The sequence below is a fragment of the Streptococcus oralis genome, from assembly GCF_023611505.1.
Taxonomy (GTDB): Bacteria; Bacillota; Bacilli; order Lactobacillales; family Streptococcaceae; genus Streptococcus; species Streptococcus oralis_CT.
In genome coordinates this window covers 1,099,774-1,124,976 of sequence record NZ_CP097843.1, presented here as the reverse complement: position 1 = coordinate 1,124,976, position 25,203 = coordinate 1,099,774, and the positions used below count along the sequence as shown (strand labels likewise).

The following is a 25,203-nucleotide window of genomic DNA, read 5'->3' as shown; positions in this document are numbered from 1 at the left end:
GTCTATCATGGAATTTGAAGAAAAAACGATTAGACGGAAGGAAATCTATCAAGGTCCTATTTTTAAGCTAGTGCAAGATCAGGTGGAACTACCAGAAGGGAAGGGAACTGCCCAACGTGATCTGATTTTTCACAATGGAGGCGTATGTGTTCTAGCTGTGACAGCTGAGGACAAAATCGTCCTTGTTAAGCAATACCGAAAAGCTATTGAAGCTATCTCTTATGAAATTCCTGCTGGTAAACTGGAAATTGGTGAAAATGCAGATCCCATGTCGGCGGCTCTTCGTGAATTGGAGGAGGAGGTTGCCTATACAGGTAAGTTAGAACTCTTGTACGATTTCTATTCTGCGATTGGATTTTGTAATGAAAAACTAAAACTCTACCTCGCTAGTGATTTGGTCAAGGTGGAAAATCCTCGCCCACAAGATGATGATGAAACTTTGGAAGTTTTAGAAGTAAGCCTAGAGGAAGCCAAGAACCTGATCCAGTCAGGTCATATCTGTGATGCCAAGACCATTATGGCGATCCAGTACTGGGAACTACAAAAGAAATAGAGGAGAAACCCATGGGAAAACCTTTATTAACAGACGAAATGATTGAACGTGCCAATCGTGGTGAGAAAATCTCAGGACCACCTCTTCAAGATGATGAGGAAACAAAGATCCTACCAACGTCTTCACAACATTTTGGTTATTCACGCTCTAGAGACCACGGTTTTAGTCAAGATACACTTACAATCGAAGTAGAACCAACAATTCATAAGAGTCGCCGCATTGAGAACACTAAGAGAAATGTTTTTAATTCAAAACTCAATCGCATCTTATTTGCTGTCATTCTACTCTTAATTTTGTTAGTGTTGGCAATGAAACTCTTGTAATTGAAAGGACTTGAAATGAAAATTGGAATCATTGCTGCCATGCCAGAAGAACTCGTATATTTGACTCAGAATTTGGATAAACCTCAAGAAGTCCAAGTCATGGGAAATACCTACTACACTGGCTCTGTTGGCAATACTGAAGTCGTTCTAGTTCAGAGTGGGATTGGAAAGGTCATGTCAGCTATGAGTGTAGCTGTTTTAGCTGACCATTTTCAAGTAGAAGCCATTATCAATACAGGATCAGCAGGTGCTCTTGCAAAAGGGATTGCTGTTGGAGATGTTGTGATTGCGGATAAATTGGCTTACCATGATGTGGATGTAACTGCTTTTGGCTATGCTTATGGCCAAATGGCTGGTCAACCTCTTTACTTTGAATCCGATAAGAAGTTCATCGCTAGGATTAAAGAAAACTTATCTCAATTAGAGCAGACATGGCACCTAGGCTTGATTGCTACAGGAGATAGCTTTGTAGCTGGTGATGATAGGATTGCTAGTATCAAATCTCACTTTCCAGATGTTTTAGCAGTTGAAATGGAAGGGGCAGCGATTGCACAGGCAGCTCAGGCTCTTGGCCTACCTTTCTTAGTCATTCGTGCCATGAGCGACAATGCCAATCACGAGGCCTCTATCTCATTTGATGAGTTTATTATCGAAGCTGGACGTCGTTCTGCCCAAGTTTTACTGGCCTTTTTAAAGGCTATGGATTAAGCGGAAATTTGACAGTTTATCTAGCTTATGATAAGATTTAAGTAAAGAAAAGCTAGAAAACGTTTCAGAGGATATTATGAGTATTGAAATGACCGTCAGTGAGATTGCAGAGGTCTTAGGACTTTCTCGTCAAGCAATCAACAATCGTGTCAAAGAACTTCCTGAAGAGGACACGAAAAAAAATGACAAAGGTGTAACTGTAGTTACTCGAAGTGGCTTGATTAAGCTAGAAGAAATCTACAAAAAAACGATTTTTGAAGATGAACCAGTCAGTGATGATGTCAAACAACGCGAACTGATGGAAATCTTGGTCGATGAGAAGAATGCTGAAATTCTTCGTTTATATGAGCAGCTCAAGGCTAAAGACCAGCAGTTAGCAGAAAAAGATGAACAGATGCGCATCAAAGACCGCCAGATTGCTGAAAAGGACAAACAATTGGACCAACAGCAACAATTAACTCTTCAAGCTATGAAGGATCAAGAAAGTTTGAAACTAGAGTTGGACCAAGCAAAAGAAGAAGTCCAAGCAACCAAAAAAGGCTTTTTTGCTCGCCTATTTGGAGGAAAATAAAGAAGCTGTTTGGGTTATTCACTAACCTGATAGCTTCTTTTATTATTTATAGTTTAAATCGAGTTGAAATTGAGGTAAAATATGGAAAAATTAAGAGATTATATTGCCTTTGATTTAGAGTTTAATCAACACGATGGGCTTACCCATTTAATTCAAGTATCAGCAGTTCGCTTTCAAAATGGTCAAGAAATAAGTGCCTTTGATTCTTATGTTCATACTACAGCACCTTTGAAGAGTTTTATCAATGGCTTAACTGGAATCACAGCTGAAACCTTGAAAGATGCGCCAATGGTGGAACAAGTTTTAAGAGATTTTCAGACCTTTGCTGGTAATTTACCTATGGTTGGTTACAATGCGGCCAAGAGTGATTTGCCTATTCTCTTGGAGCACGGTATCGATTATCGTGACCAGTATAAGGTTGATCTATATGATGAGGCTTTTGAACGGCGTAGTTCTGACCTACACGGGATAGCTAATCTCAAATTGCAAACTGTCGCGAATTTTTTAGGTTTTCACGGGAGGTCTCATAACAGTTTAGAGGATGCCCGCATGACGGCGCGTGTTTACGAAGCCTTTTTAGAATCGGATGAAGGAAAGCTATTAATAGAAGACCAGAGTAGTTTTTCTCTGAATAATCCTTTCGGTGGCTTAGATTTATCTCAATTTTTAGACTAGGAGTGCCTATGAAACCTGAAAAACCTAAAAAGCTAGGTTTTAGGAAGATATACTATAACCTAGATAAAATACTATTTCTATTTTTCTTGATTTTCATGATGGTAGAGTTTGTTTGGTTGCCATTGAATTCATGGATAGCTGGCATACTTCTAAGACAAACAGGTTACTTGTTTATCTCCTACAATAACTTTTGGGCGATTATACAAGGCTCGCCTTTTGTCAGTTTAGCCTTTCTCATTTTAATAGCAATCAATCTTTTAGTGGCTTATTTTCAAATCTGTCTTTTGTTCATTGGGGCGCGTCACCTTCTCTATCATGAAAAGAGAACCTTGATTGAATATAGTCGAAAAGTCTTTCACCAGAGTTTTCTATTTGTCAAACGATTGAGCTTTTGTAAGATGGCCTTTGTCTTCTTTTATGTAGCTCTACTTTTTCCTTTTATTAGGAAAATTTTAAAAATCTACTATCTCAATAAGATTATTATCCCTGATTTTATCGTTACATACCTAGAAGATAAGAACTGGCTGGTAGGGCTGTTGATCATAGCATCCGCTTGGATCTTTCTCTACATTTCTGTTCGCTTCATGTTTGCCCTTCCTAAGATACTCTTTGAAAGAAAGACAGTAAGAGAAAGTGTGAAATATAGTCTCCAAAAGACGAAGAAAAACGTCCTTTTCTTCTCTTGGCATCTTCTGCTCATTATCATTAAAACCTATCTCTTCTTCTTTGTCTTGTTAATTCCCTTGCTCTTTGCTCAGGCGGTAATGGATATTTTTACTCAAAAAGAATCCTTGATTCTTGGTGTGATTAATTTTATCTTGATTAAAAACCTCCATTACATGACTCTGACTTATTTCCTAGTGAAGTTTGTTTCCTTCTTGACAGGAGAAGAGTTGGAGATCATGCCAAGGCGAAAGAAAGACCATTTGATGAGGTGGGGAGTCATGGGGTGTGCAAGTATCTTCTTTGCTTTAGAAGGTTACATCTATTTGGAGTCTCCGGATACCAATACACCTTTAGTGATTTCGCACAGAGGAGTAAGTAATAAAAATGGTGTTCAAAATACTGTACAGTCCTTGGAAAAGACAGCCCAACTAAAACCAGACCTCATCGAGATGGATGTGCAAGAAACGAAGGATGGCCAGTTCGTGATGATGCACGACACTAACCTTAAATCGCTAGCAAGAATTAATGCTACACCGCAAGACTTAACTCTGGATGAATTAACAAATACAGATATTTACGAGAATGGTTATCAAACAAAGATTTCAAGTTTTGATGCCTATTTAGAGCGAGCAAATGCTTTAAGCCAAAAATTGCTGATTGAGATTAAAACCAGTAAAAAAGATAGCCCACAAATGATGGACCATTTCCTTGAAAAGTATGGAACGACGATTAAGAAATATGGCCACCAGATGCAGTCACTAGACTATCATGTGATTGATAAGGTCTTGGCTTACGATCCTGAAATTCCAGTGTACTTCATTCTGCCATATAATAGTGTGTTTCCGAGAACCAAGGCGACTGGTTATACCATGGAATATTCAACTTTGGATGAATACTTTGTCAATAAACTTTGGACAACAGATCAGAAACTATATGTTTGGACTGTGAATAGTTCTGAGTCCTTTGATAAGGCAGTCAGACTTGGAGCAGATGGCATGATAACGGATGATCTTGAAATGGTCCAGTCACAAGTCACAATGGCTCAAGATGATCCGGAATACACGGAATTACTCTTAAAGAAAGCAATGGAATTCTTTGAGTTCTAAGAAAAAAAGAGAAACATCTGTTTCTCTTTTTTTGTGGATTAGAAAGGCAATTTTCCAGCGAAAGCACCGAGTTTCTTCTTAGTCGTTTCATCAATTTGTTCAAGTGCAGCGTTAATCGCTTGAACAGTCATGTCAGAAAGGGTTTCAAGATCTTCTGGATCTACAACTGCTGGATTAAAGTCAATGCTGACCACTTTCTTATCACCAGTTAGAGTTGCTTGGACAAGGTCTTGAGCTGATTTTCCAACAAATTCCATGGCAGCGAGTTCTGCTTGACTTTGTTCCATTTGTTTTTGAAGTTTTTGTGCTTGGCGCATCATGTTCTGCATGTTCATCATAGCGGTTTATAGTTTCCTTTTTCTATTATTTTCTTTCTTATTTTACCAATTTTAGGAGCAAAAGTCTAACAATAGTTTAAAACATCGTAGAGATTGCTTTCTTAAATTTACAAAAATGGATGCCATAATTTTCCTAGCTTTTTCTTGTATTTCTAAAAATATATTTAAGTTTTCTTTAAGGTTTCTATTATATTCTAAAGAACTATATATTAACCGAATGTTGAATGAGGGGTATAGAGAATAACCTAAATTTATTTCTTAATTTATTATAATTTTTCAGACTTTGTTGAATATTGTTCATTTTTCATCCTAATAATGAGCCGATTCACATGGTGGTTCTTTATCTTTTCTTCATGATAGGCATATATTGTGATATAATAGATAGTAATGAGTTTTTTAGAATAAACTAAAGGAGAATATAAATGATCTATGCAGGAATTCTAGCCGGAGGAACTGGCACACGCATGGGAATCAGTAATTTACCAAAACAATTCTTGGAGTTGGGTGATCGACCTATTTTGATCCACACAATCGAAAAATTTGTTTTGGAACCAAGTATTGAAAAAATTGTAGTTGGAGTTCATGGAGACTGGGTGTCACACGCTGAGGACCTAGTTGACAAGTATCTTTCTCTTCACAAGGATCGCATCATCATTACCAAGGGTGGTGCTGATCGCAATACCAGTATTGAGAAGATTATAGAAGCCATTAATGCCTACCGTCCAATCACTCCAGAAGATATCGTGATTACCCATGACTCTGTTCGTCCTTTTATCACACTTCGCATGATCCAGGACAATATCAAACTCGCCCAAAATCATGATGCGGTTGACACAGTAGTAGAAGCGGTTGATACCATTGTTGAAAGTACCAATGGTCAGTTTATCACGGATATTCCAAATCGTGCTCACCTCTATCAAGGTCAAACACCTCAGACTTTCCGTTGCAAGGATTTCATGGATTTGTATGGTTCCCTATCTGATCAAGAAAAGGAAATCCTAACGGATGCATGTAAGATTTTTGTTATCAAAGGGAAGGATGTTGCCTTAGCCAAAGGTGAGTATTCAAACCTTAAAATCACAACGGTGACAGACTTGAAAATCGCGAAAAGCATGATTGAGAAAGACTAAGGCTATGATTAATCAAATTTATCAACTGACAAAACCAAAGTTTATCAATGTAAAATACCAAGAAGAGGACATTGATCAGGAAAACCATATCCTTATTCGCCCGAATTATATGGCAGTTTGCCATGCAGATCAACGTTACTATCAAGGAAAACGCGATCCAAAGATATTGGCTAAAAAGCTTCCTATGGCTATGATACATGAGTCTTGTGGAACTGTTATTTCAGATCCGACTGGGACTTATGAAGTCGGTCAAAAGGTGGTCATGATTCCAAATCAACCGCCTATGCAGAGTGACAAGGAGTTCTACGAGAACTACATGACAGGAACCTACTTCCTATCTAGTGGCTATGATGGCTTTATGAGAGAGTTTGTTTCTCTTCCGAAAGATCGTGTTGTGTCTTATAATGACATCGAGGACACAGTTGCCGCCATTACCGAGTTTGTGAGTGTCGGTATGCATGCCATGGATCGATTCCTACTTCTTGCTCATAGCAAGCGAGAGCGCATCGCAGTTATCGGAGATGGTAGTTTGGCCTTTGTGGTTGCAAATATTATCAATTATACCTTGCCAGAAGCAGAGATTATCGTCATTGGTCGCCATTGGGAAAAGCTGGAGCTCTTCTCTTTTGCAAAAGAGTGCTACATTACGGATAATATCCCAGAGGATTTGACCTTTGATCATGGATTTGAGTGTTGTGGTGGCGATGGTACAGGTCCAGCTATCAATGACTTGATTCGTTATATTCGTCCACAGGGAACGATTCTCATGATGGGAGTGAGCGAATACAAGGTTAATATCAATACACGAGATGCTTTGGAAAAAGGATTGTTATTAGTGGGATCGTCTCGTTCAGGACGCGTCGATTTTGAAAAGGCCATTCAAATGATGGAAGTTAAAAAGTTTGCGAATCGTCTTAAGAATATCCTTTATGTTGAAGAACCCGTGAGAGAAATCAAGGACATTCACCGTGTCTTTGCTACAGACCTTAATACTGCTTTTAAAACAGTATTCAAGTGGGAAGTGTAGAAGATGGAGGTTAATTGTGGAGAAACTCATCAAAGAAAAAATTTCTTCTTTACTATCTGAAGAAGAGCAAGTACTCAGTGTTGAACAGCTTGGAGGCATGACCAACCAAAACTATTTGGTCAAAACAACCAACAAACAGTATATTGTGAAATTTTTTGGTAAAGGGACTGAAAAACTCATCAATCGTCAAAATGAAAAGTACAATCTTGAACTTTTAGAGGATTTAGATTTAGATGTCAAAAATTACCTCTTTGATATTGAGTCAGGGATTAAAGTAAATGAATACATCGAATCGGCAGTAACTCTTGATTCAATATCTATCAAGTCCAAGTTTGAAAAGATTGCACCAATTTTACAAACCATCCACGCTTCAGGGAAAGAATTAAGAGGAGAGTTTGCTCCTTTTGAGGAAATCAGCAAATATGAATCCTTGATTGAGGGACCTATCCCCTATGAAAACTATGAAGCTGTGAGAAAAGAAGTATTCTTGCTAGAGAAAAGATTGGCTGATTTGGGTGTTGATAGAAAATCCTGTCATATCGATTTGGTTCCAGAAAACTTTATCGAATCACCACAAGGTCGTTTGTATCTGATTGACTGGGAATACTCTTCCATGAATGACCCGATGTGGGATTTGGCAGCACTTTTCTTAGAGTCTGAATTTACAAAGCAAGAGGAAGATGCTTTCCTTTCCTACTATGAAAGTGACAAAACGCCTGTGTCACGTGAGAAGATTCGTATCTATAAAATCTTGCAAGATACTATCTGGAGTTTGTGGACAGTGTACAAAGAAGCTCAAGGAGCTGACTTTGGAGATTATGGTATCAACCGTTACCAAAGAGCTGTCGAAGGTTTGACTTATTATGGAGGTTAGGATGAAGAATAAAAATGGTGTTTCTTTTGGTCTGCTCTCTGGTATCTTCTGGGGATTAGGTCTAACGATTAGTGCTTATATCTTTTCAATTTTTACAAATCTTTCGCCTTTTGTTGTGGCTGCCGCTCATGATTTCTTGAGTATCTTTATCTTGTTAGCTTTTCTTTTGGTAAAAGAAGGAAAAGTTCGCCTCTCTATTTTCTTAAATATTCGAAATGTGAGTGTTATAATCGGTGCTTTGCTAGCTGGACCTATAGGAATGCAAGCTAATCTTTACGCGGTTAAGTATATCGGTAGTTCTCTAGCTTCATCCGTGTCTGCTATTTACCCAGCGGTTTCAGTTTTACTCGCCTTCTTCATTTTGAAACACAAGGTTTCAAAGAATACAGTATTTGGTGTTTTCTTGATTATTGCAGCTATTATTGCTCAAACCTACAAGGTTGAACAAGTAAACTCGTTTTACATTGGGATTCTTTGTGCCCTTGTCTGTGCCATTGCCTGGGGGAGTGAAAGTGTTCTCAGCTCCTATGCTATGGAAAGTGAATTAAGTGAGATTGAAGCCTTGTTAATCCGACAAGTAACTTCATTCTTGTCCTATCTTGTGATTGTACTCTTTTCTCACCATTCATTTGCAGAAGTGGCAGACGGACAATTACTAGGACTCTTGATTGTTTTTGCGGCCTTTAATATGATTTCCTACTTAGCTTATTATATCGCTATTAATCGTTTGCAACCTGCGAAAGCGACAGGTTTGAATGTGAGCTATGTAGTTTGGACTGTCTTATTTGCAGTTGTTTTCTTGGGTGCACCGCTAGATATGCTGACAATCATCACTTCACTTATTGTTATGGCTGGTGTTTATATTATTATTAAAGAATAAAGGAGATTCATGTGAAAGCGATTATTTTAGCAGCGGGATTAGGAACTCGTCTGCGCCCTATGACTGAAAATACCCCAAAAGCTTTGGTTAAGGTTAATCAAAAGCCCTTGGTAGAATACCAAATCGAGTTTTTGAAAGAGAGAGGAATTGATGAGATTATCATCGTTGTCGGTTACCTCAAAGAACAATTTGACTACCTAAAAGAGAAATATGGTGTCCGTTTAGTCTTTAACGACAAGTATGCTGATTACAATAACTTTTACTCTCTTTATCTAGTAAAAGAAGATTTGGCTAATAGCTACGTCATCGATGCAGATAACTATCTTTTCAAAAATATGTTTAGAAACGATCTAAAACGTTCTACCTATTTTAGCGTTTATCGTGAAGACTGTACGAATGAGTGGTTCTTGGTTTATGGTGATGACTATAAGGTTCAAGACATCATTGTTGACAGCAAAGCTGGTCGCATTTTGAGTGGGGTTTCATTCTGGGATGCTCCAACTGCAGAGAAGATTGTTGGCTTTATTGACAAAGCATATGCAAGTGGTGAATTTGTAGATCTCTACTGGGACAACATGGTTAAGGATAATATCAAAGAATTAGATGTGTATGTTGAAGAATTAGAAGACAATAGCATTTATGAAATTGATAGTGTAAAAGATTACCATAAGTTAGAAGAGATTTTATCTACTATTGAGTAAGGAAAGAGAAGAAGGCTTAAGCCTTCTTTTTTTGTAGATTTTAAAATAGAAATGTTTGATATTGATTATATTCTTGAAACAAAACAAAAATTATAAAAAAATGAACAAAATGAAACAAAAAATATTGACAACGATTTCATATAGTGTTATACTTATACCATAAAAGATAATTGAAAGAAGGGAAAAGGTTATGGGGTTAGATCATTTCTTTGACAAAAACCTGGTGTTTTGCTTAGAAGCGGATAATCAAGAACAACTTTTTAATCAGGTGGCAACCTTATTGGAAGAACGAGAAATCGTTACTCCAACTTATCGTGAAGCCTTGATCGCGCGTGAGAAGTCATTTCCAACTGGCTTAGATATGGAATTTTTGGGGAAAGATCTACCAAATGTTGCGATTCCTCATACAGATATTGTTCATAATCTAGCTGAGAAAGTAGTGGTTGTTCGATTAGAAAAACCAGTAACTTTTCACAATATGATTGCTCCTGATAGAGAGGTTGAAGTTTCACTGCTCTTCTTTATCATTAACAATTCAAGTTCAAGTCAAACGAATATTCTGGCTCAGTTGATGGATTTCTTTACAGGGAAGGATCATCTAGAAGATCTATCAAAAATTTCTGAACCAGAAAGACTTTATGCTTATATTGCTGAAGCAACAGCTTAATCTTGTCTATTAAAAAATAAAATCGGAGGAAATCCAAATGATTAAAATTCTTGCTGCCTGCGGTGCAGGTGTTAACTCAAGTCACCAAATTAAAAGTGCTCTAGAAGAAGAACTCTCAAATCGTGGTTATGACGTTCACTGTGATGCAGTCATGGTAAAAGATGTAAACGAAGACCTTATCAAGGGATACGATATCTTCACGCCAATCGCTGCAACTGACCTTGGTTTTGAACCAGGAATTCCAGTAATTGAAGCTGGACCAATCTTGTTCCGTATTCCAGCGATGAGTGCTCCAGTATTTGACAATATTGAAGCAGCTATCAAAGAACATGGACTAAGCTAATTTATCCTTTATCTTGTTAACATTCATATAACTTAGAAAAACGGGAGGAACTATTATGGATGTCATTATCAATCTGGCCAACGATATCTTCAAACCTATCTTGGCTATGGGTGGCCCTATCATCATGCTGATCATTTTGACAGTATTGGCCCTACTTTTTGGAGTGAAATTCTCCAAAGCGCTTGAAGGTGGTATCAAACTTGCCATCGCTCTTACTGGTATCGGTGCTATTATCGGTATGCTCAACGGAGCTTTCTCAGCATCACTTGCGAAATTCGTTGAAAACACTGGTATTCAATTGAACATCACTGACGTTGGTTGGGCACCACTTGCTACCATCACTTGGGGTTCTGCCTGGACACTTTACTTCTTGCTTGTGATGTTGATTGTCAACGTTGTGATGCTTGCAATGAAGAAAACAGACACACTTGACGTTGATATCTTCGATATCTGGCACTTGTCAATCACTGGTCTTTTGATCAAATGGTACGCAGACAACAATGGAGTTAGCCAAGGGGTTTCACTTTTCATCGCAACTGCAGCAGTTGTCCTTGTAGGTATTTTGAAAATCATCAACTCTGACTTGATGAAACCAACATTCGACGACCTTCTTAATGCACCAAGTTCATCACCAATGACTTCAACTCACATGAACTACATGATGAACCCAGTTATCATGGTTTTGGATAAGATTTTTGATAAAGTATTGCCTGGCCTTGATAAATACGACTTTGACGCTGCAAAATTGAACAAAAAAATCGGTTTCTGGGGATCTAAATTCTTCATCGGTTTCATCCTTGGTATTGTTATCGGTTTGATGGGAACTCCACATCCAGTTGCTGGAGTAGAAGAAGCGGCATCTTGGGAACTTGTTATTAAAGGTTGGTTGAGCCTTGGTTTGACTGCCGGTGTCTCCTTGGAGCTCTTCTCACTTATCGGATCTTGGTTCATTGCAGCCGTAGAACCACTTTCACAAGGTATTACAAACGTTGCTACTAAACGTCTTCAAGGACGTAAATTTAACATCGGTCTTGACTGGCCTTTCATCGCTGGTCGTGCTGAAATCTGGGCTTGTGCCAACGTACTTGCTCCAATCATGCTAGTAGAAGCTGTACTTCTTTCTAAAGTCGGAAATGGTATCTTGCCACTTGCAGGTATCATCGCAATGGGTGTAACTCCAGCTCTCTTGGTTGTTACTCGTGGTAAATTGCTCCGTATGATCATCTTCGGAACTCTCTTGTTGCCACTCTTCCTTCTTTCAGGTACACTTATTGCACCATTTGCAACTGAACTTGCTAAAGGTGTGGGTGCCTTCCCAGAAGGTGTGAGTCAAACTCAATTGATTACTCACTCAACTCTTGAAGGACCAATCGAAAAACTTCTTGGTTGGGCAATTGGTAATGCCACAACAGGTGATATTAAAGCAATCCTTGGCGCAGTAGTCTTCCTTGTATTCTATGTAGGTATCTTTGCTTGGTATAGAAAACAAATGATTAAACGTAATGAAGAATACGCAGCAAATGCTAAATAATTTGCTCCTATAAAATGTAAATTGTGAAAACTAGGTTGTCAGTTTCCTAATGGGGAGTGACAGCCTAGTTTTTTATAAACTATCAAGAAATCGGAGAAAATAATGGTAATTGAAATCAAATCAGAGCAATTGACGGTCCAATTTAAAACTTTTGGTGGTGCCTTGTCGTCTATTAAGGATCGGGATGGCGTTGAGTACTTGTGGCAAGGAGATGCCACCTATTGGAGTGGGCAAGCTCCAGTACTTTTTCCAATCTGTGGCTCTTTAAGAGAGGATACAGCCTTCTACAGTCACGGAGATGGAACGGAGACGAAAGGAACTATTCCTCGTCACGGTTTGGTCCGTAAAAAAGAATTTGAACTAGTTGATCAAACAGAAAACAGTGTAACCTTTGCTATCGAAGATGATGAGAATACTTATCAAAACTATCCTTATCATTTTCGACTTGAAATCACTTATAGGGTTACTGGCAAGACCGTTCGTACCCAATACAAAGTCTTTAATAAAGAAACTAGCAAAGTTATGCCATACTTTATCGGAGGCCATCCAGGGTTTAATTGCCCTCTTCTAGATGGCGAAACTTATGAAGACTACTATTTAGAGTTTGAGAAGGAAGAGACTTGCTCTGTTCCGCGTCCATTCCCAGAAACAGGCATGTTGGATTTCCGAGATAGAAGTCCATGGATGAATTCACAAAAGGAAGTGGATCTCAGTTACGATCTGTTTAGTGTTGATGCAGTGACTTTGGATGAGTTGCAATCCAGAACAATCGCCCTTCGTTCTCGAAAGCATGAGAAAGGCTTGAAAGTAAACTTCCAAGAGTTTCCTAATCTCATCATTTGGTCTACCCTAAATAAAGGTCCTTTCATCGCTTTTGAACCCTGGTCAGGCTTATCAACTTCCCTTGAAGAAGGAAATCATTTAGAAGATAAAAAGAATGTTCGTCTCTTAGAACCAGGTCAAGTTGATCAGATTGGTTTTGATATCGAAATCTTATAATTTTAAAATATATAGCACAAAAACAAACATTCACTGTTGACTTTTACGTAAAATAGGAGTATATTATGTTTGTAAAGAACAAATGATGTTTGCGACAAACAAACAATCGCTTGTTATATTTTTCTGATTAAGAAAGTATTATTTCTAGGAAATTGATTTCCTAGACTTGGATAGGGTGTCGAACAGCTTATTCAAATAAATTTGTCAATAAACTGCTAGAAAGCCTTTTGTACTTATAGTACTAACTACAAAGTCTTTACTGGCCTAGAAAAATAAAAAGGAGTATACAATATGTCTATTGTTATCGGTGCAGATGCTGCAGGTTTGAGATTGAAAGAAGTTGTGAAAGACTTCCTAGAAAAAGAAAACTTCCACGTAGTGGATGTTACAGCAGAAGGCCAAGACTTTGTCGATGTGACTCTTGCTGTTGCTGCAGAAGTAAACAAAGAAGAACAAAATCTTGGTATCGTGATTGATGCTTATGGAGCTGGTCCTTTCATGGTAGCAACTAAAATCAAAGGGATGGTTGCTGCTGAAGTTTCTGATGAACGTTCAGCTTATATGACTCGTGGACACAATAACTCACGTATGATCACTATGGGTGCACAACTTGTTGGTGATGAATTGGCTAAAAATATTGCTAAAGGTTTTGTTAACGGTAAATACGACGGGGGTCGTCACCAAATTCGTGTTGATATGTTGAACAAAATGTGCTAATTAGATTACAGTAAGAAAGGTAAGATAAAAATGAGAATTGCAATTGGATGTGACCACATCGTAACAGATGAAAAAATGGCGGTTTCAGAATTTTTGAAATCAAAAGGATATGAAGTCATTGACTTTGGTACATATGACCATACACGTACTCACTACCCAATCTTTGGTAAAAAAGTCGGAGAAGCTGTAACTAGCGGACAAGCTGATCTTGGGGTTTGTATCTGTGGTACAGGTGTTGGTATCAACAACGCTGTTAACAAAGTTCCAGGTGTTCGTTCTGCCTTGGTTCGTGATATGACAACAGCTCTTTATGCAAAAGAACAATTGAACGCCAACGTTATCGGTTTTGGTGGTAAGATCACTGGTGAATTGCTTATGTGCGATATCATTGAGGCTTTCATCAATGCTGAATACAAACCATCAGAAGAAAACAAAAAATTGATTGCGAAAATTGAGCACGTTGAAACTCACAATGCTCATCAAGCGGATGCAAACTTCTTTACAGAATTCCTTGAAAAATGGGATCGCGGTGAATACCACGACTAAGAGGTGACGCATGATTTTAACAGTCACAATGAATCCATCCATTGATATTTCTTATCCTTTGGATGAATTAAAAATTGACACTGTCAACCGTGTGGTGGACGTGACCAAGACAGCTGGTGGTAAAGGGCTCAATGTTACACGAGTTCTTTCAGAATTTGGTGATTCTGTTGTTGCTACTGGTTTGGTCGGTGGTAAACTTGGTGAGTTTTTAGTAGAGCATATCGACGATAAAGTAACGAAACGTTTCTTCTCCATTCAAGGAGAGACTCGTAACTGTATCGCTATTCTACATGGTGACAACCAAACAGAAATTCTTGAGAAAGGGCCTGAAGTTCTGGAACAAGAAGGGCAAGATTTCTTGGCTCATTTCGAGAATCTCCTTGACACTGTGGAAGTAGTCGCTATTTCAGGTAGTCTGCCAGCTGGGCTTCCAGTTGATTATTATGCGAGATTGGTAGAGCTTGCTAATCAAGCAGGGAAACCAGTTGTTCTGGATTGCTCAGGTGCAGCTCTTCAGGCAGTTCTTGAATCACCCCACAAACCAACAGTAATCAAACCCAATAATGAGGAATTGTCTCAGCTTCTTGGGAGAGAAGTTTCTGAGGATTTGGATGAATTAAAAGAAGTTCTTCAAGAGCCTTTATTTGCAGGGATTGAGTGGATAATCGTTTCACTTGGTGCAAATGGTGCTTTTGCAAAACATGGTGATACTTTCTACAAGGTAGATATTCCTAGAATTCAGGTAGTCAATCCTGTCGGGTCTGGAGATTCTACTGTTGCAGGTATTTCATCAGGACTTCTTCATAAGGAATCTGATCAAGGACTCCTCATCAAGGCAAATGTCCTTGGTATGCTCAATGCTCAAGAAAAGATGACAGGTCATGTCAATATGGCTAACTATCAAGCTCTATATGATCAATTAACAGTAAAAGAGGTATAAAATGGCTTTAACAGAACAAAAACGTGCACGCTTAGAAAAACTTTCAGATGAAAATGGAATCATTTCAGCACTTGCCTTTGACCAACGTGGCGCTTTGAAACGCCTCATGGCTCAATACCAAACAGAAGAGCCAACAGTCGCTCAAATGGAAGAACTTAAAGTATTGGTTGCAGATGAATTGACCAAATACGCATCATCTATGCTTCTTGACCCTGAGTATGGTCTTCCAGCTACAAAAGCGCTTGATGCCAACGCCGGCCTTCTCCTTGCTTATGAGAAAACTGGTTACGACACAACAAGCACCAAACGCTTGCCTGACTGCTTGGATGTTTGGTCTGCCAAACGCATCAAGGAACAAGGTGCAGATGCTGTTAAGTTCTTGCTTTACTATGACGTAGACAGCGCTGACGAACTCAACCAACAAAAACAAGCCTACATCGAACGCATTGGTTCTGAATGTGTGGCGGAAGACATTCCATTCTTCCTTGAAATCTTGGCTTACGATGAAAAAATCGCTGACGCAGGTTCTGCAGAATACGCAAAAGTGAAACCACACAAGGTTATCGGTGCCATGAAAGTCTTCTCAGACTCACGCTTTAACATTGATGTCTTGAAAGTGGAAGTTCCAGTCAACGTCAAATACGTTGAAGGCTTTGGCGATGGTGAAATCGTGCATACACGCGAAGCAGCAGCAGCTTTCTTCAAAGCACAAGATGAAGCAACTAACTTGCCATACATCTACTTGAGTGCGGGAGTGTCAGCCAAACTCTTCCAAGAAACACTTGTCTTTGCCCACGAATCAGGCGCAAACTTCAACGGCGTTCTTTGCGGACGTGCAACCTGGGCAGGATCAGTTGAAACCTACATCAAAGACGGTGAAGCAGCAGCTCGTGAATGGTTGCGTACAACAGGTTTTGAAAACATTGACGAACTCAACAAGGTTCTTCAAACAACAGCGACTTCATGGACTGAGCGTGTATAAGTTTTCCCCCTACAAAAAAATTCCCCGCCAAAAGGCAGGGGAATTTTTATGGTTTTGATAAAAGAATGGTTGTTTGTTTCGACAGATCTTCAAATGTTTCCAGACTCAGTTTGGAATCTGAAACAATCGTATCAATCTCTGAGATATTGTAAAAATTGTAAAAATCAAACTTATTAAACTTACTATGGTCTGCCAGTAAGTATTTTTTATTAGCATTATTCAAGGCGATTCGTTGTACTTCGCCCTCTTCCTCGCTGAAGGTGGCAATAGCCTTATCCTTGATACCATTACAGCTTACAAAAGCCTTAGAAAACTGAAGATTGGCTAAATCCTGTAAGGTAAGTGTCCCTACAAAAGCACCAGTGATAGAGCGATAATTTCCGCCAATCAAGATCAAATCTGTTAATTTTCGTTCGTTTAGGATGAGAAAAACAGGAAGACTGTTTGTTACAACACGAATGTTATCGATCGGGAGCTCACGAGCAAAACATTCTAAGGTTGTTCCTGGTCCGATAAAAATGGTTTCACCTTCGTCAATCAAATGACCGGCAAAACGGCTAATTTCTTGTTTTTCAGCAATCTGCAAGCCTTGTTTTTCGACGTTTGAGCGTTCGTTGTTTAATAGAGAACCTGTACGAAGTTTTTCAGCACCACCATGCACACGAACCAGCAAATCCTTATCTGCCAATTCTTGTAAGTAGCGGCGAGCTGTCATATCTGACACATCAAGACTCTCCATAATTTCTTTTACAGTAATAGTGCCTTTTGTGTTTATTGCTTCTAGAATACTATCTAGTTTTTCTTGCTTTAGCATCCTTATCACCTCGATTTCTACTATTATTATCTTACCATAAAACGCTCAATCTATCAAATAGAAAAAAACAAAATAAAACAAAAACAAAAATACCATAGTTGTTTTAAACAAACCATGATATTTTGAATGATTGGTCAAATTAGTCTAAACCATAGTTGTAATCCTCGTCTTGCATGGCTTCAACTTCACCAAGGAGGTAACCATTTCCGACTTGAGAGAAGAAGTCGTGGTTAGAAGTTCCTGTTGAAATACCGTTCATAACGATTGGGTTGACATCATCAGCTGAATCTGGGAAGAGTGGATCTTGTCCTAGGTTCATAAGGGCCTTATTGGCATTGTAGCGAAGGAAGGTTTTAACTTCTTCGGTCCAACCAACACCGTCATAGAGACTTTCAGTATAACCTTCTTCGTTCTCGTAGAGAGTGTAGAGCAGGTCGTACATCCATTCTTTGAGTTTTTCTTGCTCTTCTTCAGGCAATTCATTGAAACCAAGTTGGAATTTGTAACCAATGTAAGTTCCATGAACAGACTCATCACGGATGATCAGTTTGATGATTTCCGCAACGTTGGCCAGTTTGTTGTTACCGAGATAGTAGAGCGGTGTAAAGAAACCAGAGTAGAAGAGGAAGGTTTCAAGGAAAACGCTGGCAACTTTCTTTTCTAGTGGGCTACCATTGAGATAGATTTCATTGATAATTTCAGCTTTTCTTTGTAGGTAGGTATTAGTGTTGGTCCATTCAAAGATTTCTTCAATTTCAGCCTTGGTATTCAAGGTTGAAAAGATAGAAGAGTAAGATTTTGCGTGGACAGATTCCATAAACTGGATGTTGTTGAAAACAGCTTCCTCATGCGGTGTACGGATGTCTGAACGAAGCGCCTGAACTCCTGTTTCAGATTGCATGGTATCCAAAAGTGTCAAACCACCAAAGACTTTTCCTACCAAGTCTTTTTCTTTGTTTGATAATTTTCTCCAGTCGTCTAGGTCATTTGACAAGGGGATACGCGTATCGAGCCAGAATTGCTCCGTCAGCTTTTCCCAAGTTGATTTGTCGATGACATCTTCGATGGCATTCCAGTTAATGGCTTTGTAGTAAGTTTCCATTTGAAATCTCTTTCTGTATGTAATAATGCGATTGTCGAATCATCTCTATTTTATCATAGTCTGAGAAGAGTATCGCACAAAAAGTCGGAAGACCGACTTTTTGGTTTTTCATAGTATTTAAGATACTTATCAAGTTTTGTCTGGCGGGTAATTTAATCAGTAGTCTGAGAAAATGTGGTTGCCTCAGATAAAAATTAAATCACACAACTTTCACATTGGTTAGCGCCGACCTCTCCACCGTCGTCTGTAAAGGTACGGACGTAGTAGATTGACTTGATACCCTTGTTAAAGGCATAGTTACGAAGGATAGATAGGTCACGTGTGGTTTGTTTATTTTCTTTCTTCCATTCGTAAAGACCTTTTGGAATATCGCTACGCATGAAGAGAGTGAGTGAAAGCCCTTGGTCCACGTGCTCAGTCGCAGCAGCGTAAACATCAATCACCTTACGCATATCCATATCGTAAGCAGAAGTGTAGTAAGGGATAGTATCTGTTGACAAACCAGCAGCTGGATAATAGATCTTACCGATTTTCTTCTCTTGGCGTTCTTCAATACGTTGCGTAATCGGGTGGATAGAAGCAGAAACATCGTTGATGTAGCTGATAGAACCATTTGGAGCTACAGCAAGGCGGTTTTGGTGGTAAAGACCATCTGCTTGAACCTTTTCGCGAAGTTCAGCCCAGTCAGCAGCACTTGGGATAAAGACGTTTTTAAAGAGTTCTTTAACACGGTCTGATTTTGGAACAAACTCGCCTGTCACATACTTGTCAAAGTAGCTTCCATTAGCATAGTCTGATTTTTCAAAGTTGTGGAAGGTGATACCACGTTCGCGCGCTATATTGTTTGATTCCACCAAGGTCCAGTAGTTCATAAGCATAAAGTAGATGCTTGTAAATTCAATTGACTCAGGTGATCCGTACTCAATCAGTTGTTGGGCAAGGTAACTATGAAGTCCCATGGCACCAAGACCAAAGGTGTGAGCCAAACTGTTTCCGTGGTCGATAGTAGGGACAGCTACGATGTGTGAACTATCTGTAACGAAAGTCAAAGCACGAACCATCGCACGGATAGAACGACCAAAGTCAGGTGAAGTCATCATGTTGACCACGTTGGTTGATCCAAGGTTACATGAAACGTCTGTTCCCATTTGAAGGAATTCTTGAGCATCGTTGATCAAACTTGGTTCTTGAACTTGAAGAATCTCAGAACACAAGTTGCTCATGATAATCTTTCCATCAACAGGATTCGCACGGTTAGCCGTATCGATGTTGACTACATATGGATAGCCAGATTCTTGTTGCAATTTAGAGATTTCCGTTTCCAAATCACGCGCCTTGATTTTTGTCTTGCGGATATTTGGATTTGCTACTAATTCATCATATTTTTCAGTGATATCGATGTAGTTGAATGGCACACCATACTCTTTTTCGACAGAGTAAGGACTGAAGAGATACATTTCTTCATTTTTGCGGGCCAATTCGTAGAATTTATCGGGTACTACAACACCGAGTGAAAGGGTCTTTACACGTACTTTTTCATCAGCATTTTCTTTCTTAGTTGAAAGGAAGGCGATGATATCTGGGTGAAAGACGTTGAGGTAGACAACCCCAGCACCTTGACGTTGTCCGAGTTGGTTGGAGTAAGAAAAGCTGTCTTCAAAAAGCTTCATAACTGGTACGACACCAGAAGCTGCTCCTTCATAGCCTTTGATAGGAGCTCCAGCTTCACGAAGGTTGCTGAGGGAAATTCCCACACCACCACCGATACGTGAAAGTTGAAGGGCTGAGTTGATAGAACGTCCGATAGAGTTCATATCATCAGTTACTTGAATCAGGAAACAAGATACCAACTCCCCACGACGAGCACGACCTGCGTTCAAAAAGGAAGGAGTAGCTGGTTGGTAGCGTTGGTGGATGATTTCATTGGCAATATCAATTGCAATCGCTTCATCCCCGTCAGCAAAATAAAGTGCATTAAAGAAGACACGGTCTTCCATGCTTTCAAGGTAATATTCACCGTCATTAGTCTTCAAGGCATATTGATTGTAAAACTTATAGGCGGCCATGAAAGACTTGAATTGGAAGTTTTGGTCTTTGATAAATTGATGCAATTCTTCCAAAAACTCTGGACGGTACTTCTTGAGAAATGCAGTTTCAATGTAGTTGTGTTCAATAAGGTAGTTGATTTTATCAGTGATTGAATCAAAAACCATAGTGTTTGGAACTACATTTTCTTTAAAGAAAGCATCCAAGGCTTCCTTATCTTTATGAAGCATGATTTGTCCATTAACAGGACGGTTGATTTCGTTATTGAGACGGAAGTAAGTCACGTCTTCAAGATGTTTTAATCCCATAAAATTTTCCTTATCTAACCTGATTACAAAAGAAAGGCCTCTAAGTTAGCCCTAGAAGCAATTTCTTCTGGATGATGCACTAAAATTATGCTAACTGTTTTAGTTTTCCTGGTTGGAAACCTGAAAAGACTTCAGTTGGTGTTTGGATGACAGGAGCAGCGCTGAAACCGAGCTCTTTAACTTGATCGATATACTCAGGTTGCTCGTCGAGATTGATCTCACGATAAGCGACATTGTTGCTGTCCAAGAAACGCTTGGTCATCTTACATTGGACACAGTTGTTTTTAGAATAAACGGTTACCATTTTCGTAACTCCTCTTTCAAAATAGATTACTTTCTTAGTATATCAGAAAAAAAAACTTTGTCAAACTTTTTAAACTAAATCTTGTGCCAAAAAGTTACGGTTTTGAAATCAAAGCACAAGATATAGTGTTTTCGAAAACATAAATTTTGATTTCCGTTGAACTGTCAAACTTTCTCAAAATAAAAAAACTACATACTGTATATTGGCAATATAAATAGAAGATTTTCAGCAAGTTATCAGAAAGGAAAACGAAGAAAATAGCAAAAATCGTAAGAACAGTAATAAGTATAGCTGAGATAATACTTTAACAAAATAGAAACTGTAATATTTACGAAAAAAGAAATTTTCTACACAAGATGTCCCAATATTTGTATTAGAATATCTAAAATATAACCAAAGTGGAAATGACAGATTATGATGTATTCATAAAAATGGATCATTGGTTAATTTTATATAGGATACTTATGAGTTTCGTATCCTTTCATAAGGAGTATATAAATACAATGTTTGAAAAAGTTCATTTTATGTGATACACTATCTGTGATTATAAGATTAAAAAATGGATATCTGGATACTTTTGTTTGATAGAGAATGTTATCAGATTATAATTAGATTAAATGAATGAAAGAATACAGAATTAGGAGGCGCGTGGTGAAAGAAAATGATGTTATTTTAAAACGGCAATCGACTCAAATATTTTTTAAGAATGGTGATACGGATTTTTTCTTCAATTGGTTGTTAGGAATCGGTGAAATTTTTGGTTTCTCTCATGGAGAGCTTTATTATCTTGCTCAAAGATTGGGGAACTCACCAAAGCCTGATGACTGGAAAAATGTATTTTTATCGCATGTAAATTACCTTGAACAAGAAGCAAGTAATTCAGGGTTGAGTGAACAAACAAAGGCGCAGTATTATCTTGCACAGACCTACTCACTTCGCTCGGCAATCCAATTTACCGATCCATTTTCTGAAGAGTATTTACCGACCGTTCGTCAAATGGAGAAGGTGTTTTCTAGTGCAATTCATTCACTAGGTGCACCGATTGAAAAATTAACTATTACCTATCAGGGTTCTTACTTGCCTGGTTATTATCTTCATAGCGGCGATAATTGCCCAACGCTAATCATGATTGGTGGAGGTGATACTTATCGCGAAGATTTATTTTACTTTGCAGGATATCCTGGATGGATACGAAATTATAATGTTTTAATGGTTGACCTTCTCGGTCAAGGGAGCAATCCTAGTAGAGGGCTGGTCTTTGATGTGGATGCCTCTATTCCAATTTCATTATGCATAGACTGGTTGGAAAATAGAAATCCTAAACTAAATTATTTAGCCATTTATGGTGTCAGCGGAGGGGGATATTTTACCGCACAAGCTGTTGAAAAGGATCCAAGAATTCATGCTTGGATTGCTAGTACCCCTATTTACGACGTTGCAGAACTTTTCAGAAAAGAATTTGGATCAAGTTTGAAAGCACCTAGTTGGTTAATAAATGCCATTTTAAAATTAGCTGGAAATTTGAATGAATCAGCAAATTTGAATCTTAAAAAGTATGCATGGCAGTTTGGTACTTCTGATTTTAAGAGTGCTATTGATGATGTATTTAACCACGCAAAGATTGTAGATTATCAAAAAATTCAATGTCCTTGCCTGTTTATAATGGGAAAGGGAGAAGGTACTGAGCTGCAACGACAAACTAAGGTAATTTATGAAGCGCTTAAATCTAAAAATCCGCAAACTAAACTTCAGGTTTTTGACTCCGAAAGCGGTGCAGATGCTCATTGTCAAGTCAATAATTTAAGACTCGCCCATAATATAGTTTTTGATTGGTTGGACACTTTATTTGAATGGAATAGATTGAATTTTTAGCCACGCTTACACTACTTAGGTATATCTATTTTAATGTGAGACATCAAAAGATTATTTTACGTTAAGTGGCTAACTAGATAATTCTATACTATTAATAATTTGTGCCCAAATTTCCCATAGTACCTGTATGATAGAAAAAGAAGCAAGTTCATTTTCAGTAAAAGTCCATAAAATACTTGAAAAATTATCTAGAAGGTGATATAATACAGTCTTGTAAGGGTTATCACATATAACTCAAAAAAGAAATAACTAAAGGAGAGTCAAACTATGGCTTCTAAAGATTTCCACGTAGTGGCAGAAACAGGTATTCACGCACGTCCAGCAACATTGTTGGTTCAAACAGCTAGCAAATTTGCTTCAGATATCACTCTTGAATACAAAGGTAAATCAGTAAACCTTAAATCTATCATGGGTGTTATGAGTCTTGGTGTTGGCCAAGGTGCTGACGTTACAATTTCAGCTGAAGGTGCAGATGCTGACGACGCAATCGCTGCTATCACTGAAACTATGGAAAAAGAAGGATTGGCATAAGGAAAATGACAGAAATGCTTAAAGGAATCGCAGCATCTGACGGTGTTGCAGTTGCAAAAGCATATCTACTCGTTCAACCGGATTTGTCATTTGAGACTATTACAGTCGAAGATACAAACGCAGAAGAAGCTCGCCTTGATGCCGCTCTAAAAGCATCACAAGACGAGCTTTCTGTTATTCGTGAGAAAGCAGTAGGTACGCTCGGTGAAGAAGCAGCTCAAGTTTTTGACGCTCACTTAATGGTTCTTGCTGACCCAGAAATGATCAGTCAAATCAAGGAAACAATCCGTGCGAAGAAAGTGAATGCAGAAGCAGGCCTGAAAGAAGTGACAGACATGTTTATCACTATCTTTGAAGGCATGGAAGACAACCCATACATGCAAGAACGTGCAGCGGATATCCGCGACGTAACAAAACGTGTATTGGCAAATCTCCTTGGTAAAAAATTGCCAAACCCAGCTTCTATCAATGAAGAAGTGATCGTGATTGCGCATGACTTGACTCCTTCAGATACAGCTCAATTGGACAAAAACTTTGTAAAAGCTTTTGTAACCAACATTGGTGGACGTACAAGCCACTCAGCTATCATGGCGCGTACACTTGAAATCGCGGCAGTATTAGGTACAAACAATATCACTGAAATTGTTAAAGATGGTGATATCCTCGCTGTTAACGGTATCACTGGTGAAGTGATTATCAACCCAACTGATGAGCAAGCGGCAGAATTCAAGGCCGCTGGTGAAGCTTATGCGAAGCAAAAAGCTGAATGGGCACTTTTGAAAGATGCTCAAACAGTGACTGCTGATGGTAAACACTTTGAATTGGCTGCTAATATCGGTACTCCAAAAGACGTTGAAGGTGTCAATGCCAACGGTGCCGAAGCTGTTGGTCTTTACCGTACAGAGTTCTTGTACATGGATTCTCAAGACTTCCCAACAGAAGACGAGCAGTATGAAGCATACAAAGCTGTACTTGAAGGAATGAATGGTAAACCTGTTGTCGTTCGTACAATGGATATCGGTGGAGATAAGGAACTTCCTTACTTCGATATGCCTCATGAAATGAACCCATTCCTTGGATTCCGTGCCCTTCGTATCTCTATCTCTGAAACTGGAGATGCTATGTTCCGCACTCAAATCCGTGCTCTTCTTCGTGCGTCTGTACATGGTCAATTGCGTATCATGTTCCCAATGGTTGCGCTCTTGAAAGAATTCCGTGCAGCCAAAGCAGTCTTTGACGAAGAAAAAGCAAACCTTCTTGCTGAAGGTGTTGCAGTTGCGGATAATATCCAAGTTGGTATTATGATCGAGATTCCTGCAGCGGCTATGCTTGCAGACCAATTTGCAAAAGAAGTTGACTTCTTCTCAATTGGTACAAACGACTTGATCCAATACACAATGGCAGCAGACCGTATGAACGAACAAGTTTCATACCTTTACCAACCATACAACCCATCAATCCTTCGTTTGATCAACAACGTTATTAAAGCAGCTCACGCTGAAGGTAAATGGGCTGGTATGTGTGGTGAGATGGCTGGTGACCAAAAGGCTGTTCCACTTCTTGTCGGAATGGGCTTGGATGAGTTCTCTATGTCAGCAACATCTGTCCTTCGTACACGTAGCTTGATGAAGAAACTCGATACAGCTAAGATGGAAGAGTACGCAAACCGTGCCCTTACAGAATGCTCAACAATGGAAGAAGTTCTTGAACTTCAAAAAGAATACGTTAATTTTGATTAATCGAAAAGTCCTTGCAACTCAGTTGCAGGGATTTTTTTAAAGAATTTTTAAGCCAATCTTTCTTATATAAACCCCAATCTTGAGAAATTTGTTGTCAGAACAAAAAATGCTTAACTGGTTCATAAAATTCTTGACAAGTTGCAAATTTAGGAGTAAACTATTAACCAGTTAAGTAATAGAGAGGAGTTTCTGCAATTTAGAAATGAATTG

General features: G+C 38.8%; 27 protein-coding genes. 22 read left to right on the top strand and 5 right to left on the bottom strand.

What is annotated here, in order from left to right; translation table 11 throughout:
- Positions 1–7 precede the first annotated feature (7 nt).
- The 6 genes from M9H69_RS05820 (at position 8) to M9H69_RS05795 (ending at position 4,602) form a co-directional block, all read left to right on the top strand.
- Positions 8–553 carry an NUDIX hydrolase gene (locus M9H69_RS05820; RefSeq protein WP_250315050.1) on the top strand — a complete coding sequence of 182 codons (546 nt, stop codon included), beginning with the start codon at positions 8–10 and terminating at the stop codon, positions 551–553.
- An 11-nt stretch (positions 554–564) separates the two neighbouring features.
- On the top strand, positions 565–876 hold the full coding sequence (gene macP, locus M9H69_RS05815) for a cell wall synthase accessory phosphoprotein MacP (RefSeq protein ID WP_000517873.1): 312 nt from the start codon (positions 565–567) through the stop codon (positions 874–876).
- 15 nt (positions 877–891) lie between these two features.
- Positions 892–1,584, top strand: a complete 693-nt coding sequence (locus M9H69_RS05810; protein ID WP_250315049.1) for a 5'-methylthioadenosine/adenosylhomocysteine nucleosidase — start codon at positions 892–894, stop codon at positions 1,582–1,584.
- Positions 1,585–1,660: 76 nt separating this feature from the next.
- Positions 1,661–2,155, top strand: a complete 495-nt coding sequence (gene rocS, locus M9H69_RS05805) for a chromosome segregation protein RocS (protein WP_000021247.1) — start codon at positions 1,661–1,663, stop codon at positions 2,153–2,155.
- Positions 2,156–2,236: 81 nt separating this feature from the next.
- Positions 2,237–2,830 carry a 3'-5' exonuclease gene (locus M9H69_RS05800; protein WP_250315048.1) on the top strand — a complete coding sequence of 198 codons (594 nt, stop codon included), beginning with the start codon at positions 2,237–2,239 and terminating at the stop codon, positions 2,828–2,830.
- Between the two features lie 8 nt (positions 2,831–2,838).
- On the top strand, positions 2,839–4,602 hold the full coding sequence (locus tag M9H69_RS05795) for a glycerophosphoryl diester phosphodiesterase membrane domain-containing protein (RefSeq protein WP_250315047.1): 1,764 nt from the start codon (positions 2,839–2,841) through the stop codon (positions 4,600–4,602).
- Positions 4,603–4,640: 38 nt separating this feature from the next.
- Here the strand turns inward: M9H69_RS05795 and M9H69_RS05790 are convergent, their stop codons facing one another.
- Positions 4,641–4,940 (bottom strand): YbaB/EbfC family nucleoid-associated protein, encoded by a 300-nt coding sequence (locus M9H69_RS05790; protein ID WP_000981516.1) that lies wholly within the window; start codon positions 4,938–4,940, stop codon positions 4,641–4,643.
- A gap of 422 nt (positions 4,941–5,362) precedes the next feature.
- Here M9H69_RS05790 and M9H69_RS05785 point away from each other — a divergent pair, with 422 nt between their 5' ends.
- From M9H69_RS05785 to lacD, 13 genes are all read left to right on the top strand, one after another.
- Positions 5,363–6,070, top strand: coding sequence for an IspD/TarI family cytidylyltransferase (locus tag M9H69_RS05785; protein WP_000638516.1), 708 nt, complete (start codon positions 5,363–5,365; stop codon positions 6,068–6,070).
- 4 nt (positions 6,071–6,074) lie between these two features.
- Positions 6,075–7,097 carry a ribitol-5-phosphate dehydrogenase gene (locus M9H69_RS05780; RefSeq protein WP_000609902.1) on the top strand — a complete coding sequence of 341 codons (1,023 nt, stop codon included), beginning with the start codon at positions 6,075–6,077 and terminating at the stop codon, positions 7,095–7,097.
- A gap of 16 nt (positions 7,098–7,113) precedes the next feature.
- Positions 7,114–7,971: a phosphotransferase family protein gene (locus tag M9H69_RS05775; protein ID WP_250315046.1), complete on the top strand. Its 858-nt coding sequence runs from the start codon at positions 7,114–7,116 to the stop codon at positions 7,969–7,971.
- A 1-nt stretch (position 7,972) separates the two neighbouring features.
- Positions 7,973–8,851, top strand: a complete 879-nt coding sequence (locus M9H69_RS05770) for a DMT family transporter (RefSeq protein WP_250315045.1) — start codon at positions 7,973–7,975, stop codon at positions 8,849–8,851.
- Between the two features lie 11 nt (positions 8,852–8,862).
- Positions 8,863–9,552, top strand: a complete 690-nt coding sequence (locus M9H69_RS05765; RefSeq protein ID WP_000643949.1) for a sugar phosphate nucleotidyltransferase — start codon at positions 8,863–8,865, stop codon at positions 9,550–9,552.
- 190 nt (positions 9,553–9,742) lie between these two features.
- On the top strand, positions 9,743–10,219 hold the full coding sequence (locus tag M9H69_RS05760; RefSeq protein WP_000521984.1) for a PTS sugar transporter subunit IIA: 477 nt from the start codon (positions 9,743–9,745) through the stop codon (positions 10,217–10,219).
- Between the two features lie 37 nt (positions 10,220–10,256).
- Complete coding sequence (locus M9H69_RS05755; protein ID WP_000590551.1) at positions 10,257–10,562, top strand: PTS sugar transporter subunit IIB; 306 nt, start codon at positions 10,257–10,259, stop codon at positions 10,560–10,562.
- A 55-nt stretch (positions 10,563–10,617) separates the two neighbouring features.
- Positions 10,618–12,093: a PTS galactitol transporter subunit IIC gene (locus M9H69_RS05750; RefSeq protein ID WP_000382525.1), complete on the top strand. Its 1,476-nt coding sequence runs from the start codon at positions 10,618–10,620 to the stop codon at positions 12,091–12,093.
- 102 nt (positions 12,094–12,195) lie between these two features.
- Complete coding sequence (locus M9H69_RS05745) at positions 12,196–13,092, top strand: aldose 1-epimerase family protein (RefSeq protein WP_250315044.1); 897 nt, start codon at positions 12,196–12,198, stop codon at positions 13,090–13,092.
- 291 nt (positions 13,093–13,383) lie between these two features.
- Positions 13,384–13,809 (top strand): galactose-6-phosphate isomerase subunit LacA, encoded by a 426-nt coding sequence (gene lacA / locus M9H69_RS05740; protein WP_000029277.1) that lies wholly within the window; start codon positions 13,384–13,386, stop codon positions 13,807–13,809.
- Between the two features lie 30 nt (positions 13,810–13,839).
- Entirely contained in the window at positions 13,840–14,355 is a 516-nt protein-coding gene (lacB, locus tag M9H69_RS05735) for a galactose-6-phosphate isomerase subunit LacB (RefSeq protein ID WP_001216921.1), read from the top strand.
- 10 nt (positions 14,356–14,365) lie between these two features.
- Positions 14,366–15,295, top strand: a complete 930-nt coding sequence (locus tag M9H69_RS05730) for a tagatose-6-phosphate kinase (RefSeq protein ID WP_250315043.1) — start codon at positions 14,366–14,368, stop codon at positions 15,293–15,295.
- Between the two features lies 1 nt (position 15,296).
- The gene (gene lacD / locus M9H69_RS05725; RefSeq protein WP_250315042.1) at positions 15,297–16,277 is read left to right on the top strand and encodes a tagatose-bisphosphate aldolase; all 981 of its coding nucleotides are present in this window, start codon (positions 15,297–15,299) and stop codon (positions 16,275–16,277) included.
- 46 nt (positions 16,278–16,323) lie between these two features.
- Here lacD and M9H69_RS05720 read toward each other — a convergent pair whose 3' ends face one another.
- The 4 genes from M9H69_RS05720 to nrdH all read right to left on the bottom strand — a co-directional run bounded on the left by M9H69_RS05720 (position 16,324) and on the right by nrdH (position 20,851).
- Complete coding sequence (locus M9H69_RS05720) at positions 16,324–17,091, bottom strand: DeoR/GlpR family DNA-binding transcription regulator (protein WP_250315041.1); 768 nt, start codon at positions 17,089–17,091, stop codon at positions 16,324–16,326.
- Between the two features lie 139 nt (positions 17,092–17,230).
- The gene (gene nrdF, locus M9H69_RS05715) at positions 17,231–18,193 is read right to left on the bottom strand and encodes a class 1b ribonucleoside-diphosphate reductase subunit beta (RefSeq protein ID WP_250315040.1); all 963 of its coding nucleotides are present in this window, start codon (positions 18,191–18,193) and stop codon (positions 17,231–17,233) included.
- A 194-nt stretch (positions 18,194–18,387) separates the two neighbouring features.
- Positions 18,388–20,547 carry a class 1b ribonucleoside-diphosphate reductase subunit alpha gene (nrdE, locus tag M9H69_RS05710; protein ID WP_250315039.1) on the bottom strand — a complete coding sequence of 720 codons (2,160 nt, stop codon included), beginning with the start codon at positions 20,545–20,547 and terminating at the stop codon, positions 18,388–18,390.
- A gap of 85 nt (positions 20,548–20,632) precedes the next feature.
- Positions 20,633–20,851 carry a glutaredoxin-like protein NrdH gene (nrdH, locus tag M9H69_RS05705; protein ID WP_000259240.1) on the bottom strand — a complete coding sequence of 73 codons (219 nt, stop codon included), beginning with the start codon at positions 20,849–20,851 and terminating at the stop codon, positions 20,633–20,635.
- Positions 20,852–21,502: 651 nt separating this feature from the next.
- Between nrdH and M9H69_RS05700 the strand changes: the two genes are divergently transcribed.
- The 3 genes from M9H69_RS05700 (at position 21,503) to ptsP (ending at position 24,993) form a co-directional block, all read left to right on the top strand.
- Positions 21,503–22,723: an alpha/beta hydrolase family protein gene (locus M9H69_RS05700; RefSeq protein WP_250315038.1), complete on the top strand. Its 1,221-nt coding sequence runs from the start codon at positions 21,503–21,505 to the stop codon at positions 22,721–22,723.
- 267 nt (positions 22,724–22,990) lie between these two features.
- The gene (locus M9H69_RS05695; protein ID WP_000146948.1) at positions 22,991–23,254 is read left to right on the top strand and encodes a phosphocarrier protein HPr; all 264 of its coding nucleotides are present in this window, start codon (positions 22,991–22,993) and stop codon (positions 23,252–23,254) included.
- A gap of 5 nt (positions 23,255–23,259) precedes the next feature.
- Positions 23,260–24,993, top strand: a complete 1,734-nt coding sequence (ptsP, locus tag M9H69_RS05690; RefSeq protein WP_247941522.1) for a phosphoenolpyruvate--protein phosphotransferase — start codon at positions 23,260–23,262, stop codon at positions 24,991–24,993.
- The last annotated feature ends 210 nt before the right edge of the window (positions 24,994–25,203 follow it).